The following is a 7,749-nucleotide window of genomic DNA, read 5'->3' as shown; positions in this document are numbered from 1 at the left end:
ACGCTTCCCTCGCCATGCGGACACAACGTAGGCCCATACGATGATCTGTCTGCGGCCCCACGCCGTCCGCGCCCGCTCCGCCACCCGGGCGGGGCGGAACCACGTCCCCCATTGGCGGTAACGTGGCCGACGTTTCCGTCGTCCGCCGGGTGGTGATCCCGACCCCCGTACCCCCGAGGAACCATGCCCGATCAGCAGCTGCCAGCCGTTTCCGTGATCATGCCGGTACTCAATGAAGAGCGGCATCTGCGCACCTCCGTGCGGCACATCCTGGAGCAGGAGTATGCCGGTGAGCTGGAGGTGGTCATCGCCCTCGGCCCGTCCACGGACCGCACGGACGAGATCGCCGCGGAGCTCGTCGCGGAGGACTCCCGGGTCCACACGGTGCCGAATCCCACGGGACGCACCCCCGCCGCGCTCAACGCCGCGATCAAGGCATCACGTCACCCGATCGTGGTACGCGTCGACGGGCACGGCATGCTCTCGCCGGACTACATCGCCACCGCCGTGCGGCTCCTGGATGAGACCGGCGCCCAGAACGTCGGCGGCATCATGCACGCCGAGGGCGAGAACGACTGGGAGCGGGCCGTCGCCGCCGCCATGACCTCCCGGATCGGCGTGGGCAACGCGGCCTTCCACACCGGTGGCCAGGCCGGGCCCGCCGAGACCGTCTACCTGGGCGTCTTCCGCCGCGAGGAGCTGGAGCGGCAGGGCGGCTACAACGAGGAGTTCATCCGTGCCCAGGACTGGGAGCTGAACTTCCGGATCCGTGAGGCGGGCGGGCTGATCTGGTTCTCCCCGGAGCTCAAGGTCTCCTACCGCCCCCGCCCCGATGTGCGGGCCCTGGCCAAGCAGTACAAGAACTACGGCCGCTGGCGCCATGTCGTGGCCCGCTACCACCAGGGCTCGATCAACCTGCGCTACCTCGCCGCCCCGGCCGCCGTGTGCGCCATCGCGGCGGGCGTCGTCGTGGGCGCGACCGTCAGCCCCTGGGGCCTGGTCGTCCCGGCCGGCTACCTCGCGGCGATCACGGCCGGTTCCGTCCCGGCGGGCAAGGGCCTCCCGGCCGGCGCGCGGCTGAGGATCCCGGTGGCGCTGGCGACGATGCACATGTCGTGGGGGTACGGCTTTCTGACGAGCCCGCGCTCGCTGGCGAAGAAGGTCATCGCCAGCCGGCGGTGACCTTCCAGCCCCTCCGGATCCCGACCGCGGGCCGTCCGTGGCCGGTCGCGCCCACGCGGCGTAGCCGCATATCGACACTGTCCCGCGCCCCTGATGGGGCGCGGGTAGCGCTCAGAAGCGATTCGCCGTGTTCACCTTCATGCACGCCGAGGCGTCGGCGCCGTTGAGCGGGTCCGAGCTCTCGGGTGCCTTGTTCTCGCCCGTCGGCTTCCCGGAGGGGCCGGGCGACGGCGTCCCGGACGCGTCCGGCGTCCCCGGCGTCGCGGTCGGATCGGCCGCCCCCGCAGCCGCCTCCGCCGGGTACGCCGTCCCCGTACGCCAGTCCCCGCCCACGACCAGCGTGATCTGCCGGACCTCGGGGGAGTGCCGCACCGCCGAGTCCGGCAGCCCGAGGGCCTTGGCCACGGTGAGGGCGTCGGCACGCTGCCCGGCCCTCGGATAGGTGATCGTGGTGTCCGCCTGTGCCCGGGGCGTGGAGTCGGAGCTCGCCTTGGCGAAGCCCTGCTTGACCAGGAACGCGGCGATGTCCGAGCCCCGCCCGGTGGCCGGCGGCTCCACCGCGGTGCCGGTGCCGTTGAAGACGGTGACCGCGATGTCGTTCTTGCGGGCGGGCGGGGCGGTGGGCGCCGGGCCCTTGTCGTCCTTCTTCTTGTCCTTGCCGTCCAGGGCGATGTCGTTGCGCACGAGCGAGAAGAGCTTGTCCGCGTCGCCCGGCTTGGGTATCACGTGGGCGTCCGGGTTCTGCGGGTCGGTCGCCCACGGCATCGTGGTCATGGTGATCCGGCCGGACGGCACCCGCTTGATGTCGTCGGCGAGGTCGTAGAGCTCCTTCACCGAGCCGAGGTCCTTGTCGACGGTGAGGGCCTTGGTGGCGGCCTCGGCCAGATCCGTGAGCTGGCCCGGGTCGCTGAGCTTGGTGCCGCCCTTCAGCTGGCGGACCATCGCGTTCATGTACATGTGCTGCGCGTGGGTGCGGCCGATGTCGCTGCCGTCCTCGAAACCGTGCCGGGTGCGCAGCCACTGGAGGGCCTGCTTGCCCTTGATGGTGTGGGTGCCCTTGGTCAGCTGGAGGCCGGACTTGTCGTCGCGCACATTGGCGTCCACGCACACCGGGACACCGCCGACCGCGTCGGCCATGTTCACCACACCGGAGAAGTCGATCATCATGAAGTGGTCGATGGGGATGCCCGTGAGCTCCTCCCAGGTGGCGACCGTGCAGCCCGGGCCGCCGTTGCCCAGGCTGGTGTTGATGATCTGACGGTCGGTCGACCTGTAGACCTTGCCGCTGTCGGGGTCGGTGCACTTGGGGATCGTCACCCGGGTGTCGCGGGGGACGCTGATCACCGACATGTTGCTGCGGTCCGCCGAGACGTGGACGAGCATCTGGACGTCGGCGAGCGGCGGGCGGTCGGCGTCGTCGCGGGCGCCGCCGAGCTCCTGGTTCTCCTTGCTGCCCCGGCTGTCGGAGCCCAGCAGGAGGATGTTCAGCGGGCGCTGTCCGTCCGCGTTGGCGGCGCTGCGGTCGAGCTGCTTGTCGCCGAGGTTGAGCTTGTTCTTGCGGATGTTGTCGTTGAGGTGCTGGTAGTAGAAGTACCCGACCCCCGAGACCCCGAGGACGGTGACCGCGACGCCGAGCGCGGTCCAGCGGGCTATTCGGCCTATCCGGCGCCGGGGGGCGCCGCCGGCCGCGTCGCCCGCCTCCGCGGCCGCCCCCGCGCCGGTGTCCTTCGCGGCGCCGCCGGAGCCCTTGGCGCCGGCGGTCTTCGGCGTGCTCTGCTCCGGGACGCCCTTCTTCTTCGGAGAGCTCTTCTCCTTGGCGGACCCCCGCTCGGAGTCCTGCTCCGGCGTGGTCTCCCGGGCGTCACGGGGCTGCTCTCCCCGCACGCCGCTGCTCTGCCGCATCGGGCCTCCCCTGGCTGGTGTCCGGCCCGATGGGGGCAGGCGTGTCGTACCTAATGAGTATTACTGCGTTATGAGATGCGAAAGCCCATTGTCAGGGTTCACTTGGCGCAGATGTTCTCATCGTCGGCTTCGACTTTCTGAATCCCCTCCGGCGCCTTCTTCGGGGCGGACACCGGGACGCCCGCGCCCTTGAAGTCCGCGCCGAGGGTGAGGGTCATCTCGGCGGTGGGGGACGCGTCGGCCGTCGACTGCTTCAGGGCGTCGACGGGGAGGCCCATGTCCTCCGCGATGCGGCGCGCCTGGTCGGCCTGGTTGGGGGCGAACTCCAGCAGGGTCTTGTCCTTCTTGCCCCCTGGGGCGTTGCCGCCGTTGGCGGTGTGCGCCATGCCCTTGCCGTTCTGCATCCAGGCGACGGTCTCCTGGGCGGCGCCCACCCGCCCACTGCCGTTGAACACCTTGACCCGGACCTTCGCGGGCTCGGCCTTCGGGCCCTGGAGCAGCGCCGCCTGCTTGGCGTCGGCCTGCTCCTGCTCCTTCTTCTCCTTCTCCTTCGCCTCGGTGAGGGAGACGTCCTGGCGGACCATGGCGAACAGCGGCTCGGCCTTGGGCTTGTCCAGGATGACCGTCTTGCGGGTCTTGCCGTCCGCGGGGTTGTCGACGACGGGGACGGTCGCGAAGGTCACGTTCTTCAGATTGACCTTCCTGAGCTCCTTGGCCAGGCTCGTCAGCTTGCTGATGGAGCCTATGCCCGTGTCGACGGTGAGCGAGTTGGTCGCGGCGTCGCTGAGGTCGTAGAGCTTCTTGGGGTTGGTCAGGGTGTCGCCGGACTTCATCTTCCGGAGCATCGAGCTCAGGAACTGCTGCTGGAGCTCGATCCGGCTGAGGTCGCCGCCGAAGCCCACGGAGTGCCGGGTCCGGACGAACGCCAGGGCCTGCTCGCCCTCGACGGTGTGCCGCCCCTTGGCCATCTTCAGGTGGGAGTCGTGGTCGTTGATGTCCTTGGCCACGCACACCTCGACGCCGCCGACCGCCGAGGAGAGCTCCTTGACGGCGTTGAAGTCGGCCATCATGAAGTGGGTGACCTTCAGGCCCGTCAGCTGCTCGACGGTCCGCCAGGTGCAGCCCGGGTCACGGTCCTCCTGGCCCAGGCTCTCGTTGAAGCGCACGCCCTTGGAGCCGGGAATGGTCTTCGTGGAGCCGTTCTTCTGCTTGGTGGGGCAGTCAGGGATGTCCGTGATCATGTCGCGCGGGATGGACAGCGCGGTGGCGTTCGTCCGGTCCTCGGAGACGTGGAAGAGCACGGTGGTGTCGGCGTGGCCGACGCTGCCGTCGTCGCCGTAGCCGGTGTTGCCCTTGCCGGAGCGTTTGTCCGTGCCGATGACCAGGATGTTGATCGGGCCCTTGGTGAACACCCCGTTGTTGATGCCGACGTCGATCTTGTCGATGTTGTCGTTGAGGTGCTGGTAGAGCAGATAGCCGCCGACCGAGCAGACCACCAGCACCAGGCCGATCGTGCCGCCGGTCCACATCAGGACCTTCTTCTTCGCGGCGGCCTTCTTCTTCGGCTTGGGCCGGCGGCGCCCGGTGGCCGTCGCCTTGGCCCCGGCCGCCCGGCGGCCACCGGCTCCCGTGCCGCGCTGGCCCGGCACGGTGCGGCCGCCCCCGGGCTTGGGCCGGGAGGAGGTGGGCGGTCTGGGCGAGGTGCGGGGTGCCTGGCCGGACGTCGCGGCGGACGTCTCACGAGGAGCCGGCGCGGGCTCCCCGGCTTGATCGAGACGTAGCTCGTAGCTGCCCGTCTCGGGGTCGAACACCCACTGGTCGGCGGGGTCGATACCGCCCGCCCGCCCACGGCCTTGCGCGTCCACGGTCGCTTGAATCCTCCGTCGGTGCCACGCGGCGCCTACCCCCCTCGAGGCGCTCGGAGCGTCGTCTGTGCAGTGCGCGGTCAACCCGGCGGTGCGCACCGGGTCGCTCACACTATCCGCCCAGTTCAGCGTCAAGCGACGCCCGTGACAAATTGCACTCCCCTACAACTGGGCAATCTGCCCAATCCCTTCGCGGAGAGGGATGTCGAGACGAACACGGAGACGAAAAACCGGTCGGGTCGTTTGACGGTTTTATCGCGTTTGCGGCGTTGAGTGGCGGTCAGCCGCACATCCCGCGCGCCGCCGTGGTGCCCTGATAGGTCGGCGGGGCGGTGGAAAGCGGTGAGGATGCCGTGGCCGAGGGGGGCGCCTGAGGCGCCTGGGAGGCCATGGGGACCGCCGAGGACGGAACGGGCACGGTCCGCGGCGCGGGCGCGACCGGCGCCTGCGGGGGCGGCGCCACGGGCCCGGCGGGCGGCGCGGCCGACGCGGGGGGAGCCGGCGGCGCCTCGCCGCCCTCGGTCCCCGTGCCGTCGGTCCCCTCCGGGCCCGGATCCCGCCCGCTCCTGCCCCGGCCGTGCCGGTCGTGACGGTCGTCCCCCGGTTTGTCGTCGGCCGGACGCACCCGCGCACTCACCGACACCGGCTGGTCCAGCCGCAACTGACGGAACAACTGGTCCGCGTCGGGCTGGACGAGCTCGTCGCGCGCGCTGTTGAATGCGTACGGCCGCCGAGGGACCGTCAGGAACTGCACCCGCTCGGTGGGGATGTCCCGCACGGTGCGCACCAGGTCGTAGAGCTTCCTGAGCGAGTCCAGCCCGGCGTCCGTGGTCACCGACTTGGTGGCCGCGTCGAGCACCGGGTAGAGCCGGGCGGGATTGAGCAGCAGGCCCTCGCTCCGCATGTCCCGCACCAGGGCGCCGAGGAACTTCTGCTGCCGCCCCATCCGTTCGGTGTCGCTGCCGTCGCCCAGGCTGTAGCGGGCCCGTACGTAGCCGAGGGCCTGCTCCCCGTCGAGCGTCTGGCGCCCGGCGGGCAGGTGGAGCTTGGCCTCGCGGTCGTCCATGGGCTTGTCCAGGCAGAGCTCCACGCCGTCCATGGCGTCCACGAGGTTCTTGAAACCGTTGAAGTCCAGGACGATGTGATGGTCGATCCGGATCCGGGTGATGTTCTCGACGGTCCGGATGGTGCAGGCGGTGCCCGCGAGCTCGTACGCCCAGTTGAACTGCGCGAAGCGCTCGTTGGTGTACGAGCCGTCGCGCTTGCGGCAGCTGGGGATCGTCGCCATCAGGTCGCGGGGGAGGCTGACGGCGGTCGCGCTCTTCCGGTCGGCGGCCAGGTGCAGCAGGATCGTGGTGTCCGAGCGCTGGCTGCCGCTGTCCTCGCCGTACTTGCCGTTGCCGGAGCCGCTACGGGTGTCGGACCCGATGACGAGGATGTTCTGGGCGCCCCGCACCAGCGCGCTGGGGCGCTGCTTCTCCCAGCGGCGCAGTTCCTCGGCGGTCTCGTCGTCGGTGGTGATGTTGCTGTTGAGCTGCTCGTAGAGCACCCAGCCCAGCCCCGCGACGACGAGCACCAGCACCGCCGCCACCGCCGCCAGCCGGCGCAGCCAGCGCCGCCGGCGGCCCGGCCGGCGGGGCGTCGCCGGCCGGCCGTACGGCTCCCCGGTGAAGGGGCCGTCCGGCGGGCCGGACATGCCTGGACGGTTCACGGCTGCGCTGCGCCCTCCTCCGTGGAGTCGGTGGCGTACGCGCCCGGCGGGGCCCGGCGTCCGGACGGGGGCCGGGTGCCGGTGCCCGAGGGGCACGTACCCCGATCATCGCCCGGACGCGGCGCTCCGGCAGCGTCTACAGGGCCGTCACGGTGACGCGCTCGCTCGTGCGCCGCTGGTCCAGCGCGTCGGCGGACAGCCGGTCGGCGTTGCGGCACAGCACGACCGAGCCGCCCGCCGCGAGCGGCGCGAACAGGCCCGTCGAGAGGCCCTCCCAGGTGTCGTAGGCCAGCCCGGACAGCAGGCGCGAGCCGGCGCCGAGGCCGAGCCGGGCGGCGTCGGCGGCCGCCCGCTCGACGAGCTCCGCGCCCGTCAGCTCCAGCCCCGCCACGGTGAGCGCCGGGGCGGTGGGGTCCACGGGGGCGTACGGGGCGAAGCGGTCGCCCTGGCTCGGCACCTCGACGGCGTAGTCGGCGAAGCCCGCCGGGGCCTGGGGGAAACGGCCGCCCAGGGGGCGCAGGGCGAGCGCGACGCGCTCTCCGGAGCAGGCGCGCGCCGCCTCCAGCGTGTCCGGGCCGCTGACGACCAGGTCCGCCGCGGCCGGGTCGCCGCCCACCTCGGCGACCACGCCGGCCGAGGAGCAGGCGAGCAGCCAGACGGCCGTCTGCCAGTGGGTGGGCAGCAGGAGCGCGAGGCGGTCGCCGGGCTCGGCGGCGAGCTCGCCCTGGAGCAGATTGGCGGTCTTCGCCACCCAATTGGCGAAGGTGGCCACGGACAGTTCCACGCGCTCGCCGGTGGCGTCGTCGTAGAAGGTCACGAGCGGGCGGGCCGGGTCCGCGGCGAGCGCGGAACGCAGCAGGTCGGCGGGGGTGCGATCGGTGGCGTTCATCGGCGCCAGGGTACGCGGCGCACCGGGTGACGGTCAGTCGGACGGAGGTGTCCCCCGGGCCGGTGGGACGGCCGTGGAGCCGACTCGCCGTCAGCGGATCAATGGACAGATTAGTACGTATATGTCCAGGATTTCAGGCATGCGTGGAAATCTCGTCCCCCCGGCCGCCACCCTCTGCGCCGCCGCCCTGACCCTGTCCT

At 71.5% G+C, this 7,749-nt stretch carries 5 protein-coding genes; 1 reads left to right on the top strand and 4 read right to left on the bottom strand.

What is annotated here, in order from left to right; translation table 11 throughout:
- Positions 1 to 183: 183 nt before the first annotated feature.
- A complete protein-coding gene (locus K6I33_RS28050) occupies positions 184 to 1,182 on the top strand; it encodes a glycosyltransferase family 2 protein (RefSeq protein ID WP_229357333.1) in 999 nt (332 codons plus the stop codon).
- Between the two features lie 111 nt (positions 1,183 to 1,293).
- Here K6I33_RS28050 and K6I33_RS28045 read toward each other — a convergent pair whose 3' ends face one another.
- The 4 genes from K6I33_RS28045 to K6I33_RS28030 all read right to left on the bottom strand — a co-directional run bounded on the left by K6I33_RS28045 (position 1,294) and on the right by K6I33_RS28030 (position 7,549).
- Positions 1,294 to 3,084, bottom strand: a complete 1,791-nt coding sequence (locus tag K6I33_RS28045) for an LCP family protein (protein ID WP_229357332.1) — start codon at positions 3,082 to 3,084, stop codon at positions 1,294 to 1,296.
- 98 nt (positions 3,085 to 3,182) lie between these two features.
- Positions 3,183 to 4,949 carry an LCP family protein gene (locus K6I33_RS28040; RefSeq protein WP_229357331.1) on the bottom strand — a complete coding sequence of 589 codons (1,767 nt, stop codon included), beginning with the start codon at positions 4,947 to 4,949 and terminating at the stop codon, positions 3,183 to 3,185.
- Positions 4,950 to 5,229: 280 nt separating this feature from the next.
- Positions 5,230 to 6,645, bottom strand: a complete 1,416-nt coding sequence (locus K6I33_RS28035; RefSeq protein ID WP_229357330.1) for an LCP family protein — start codon at positions 6,643 to 6,645, stop codon at positions 5,230 to 5,232.
- Between the two features lie 151 nt (positions 6,646 to 6,796).
- Complete coding sequence (locus tag K6I33_RS28030; protein ID WP_229357329.1) at positions 6,797 to 7,549, bottom strand: TIGR03089 family protein; 753 nt, start codon at positions 7,547 to 7,549, stop codon at positions 6,797 to 6,799.
- Positions 7,550 to 7,749: the final 200 nt, after the last annotated feature.

The organism is Streptomyces sp. UNOB3_S3 (assembly GCF_020740895.1).
In the GTDB taxonomy this organism is placed as follows: domain Bacteria; phylum Actinomycetota; class Actinomycetes; order Streptomycetales; family Streptomycetaceae; genus Streptomyces.
The sequence above is the reverse complement of the archived record's forward strand: the minus strand, read 5'-3'. Positions and strand labels throughout refer to the sequence as shown.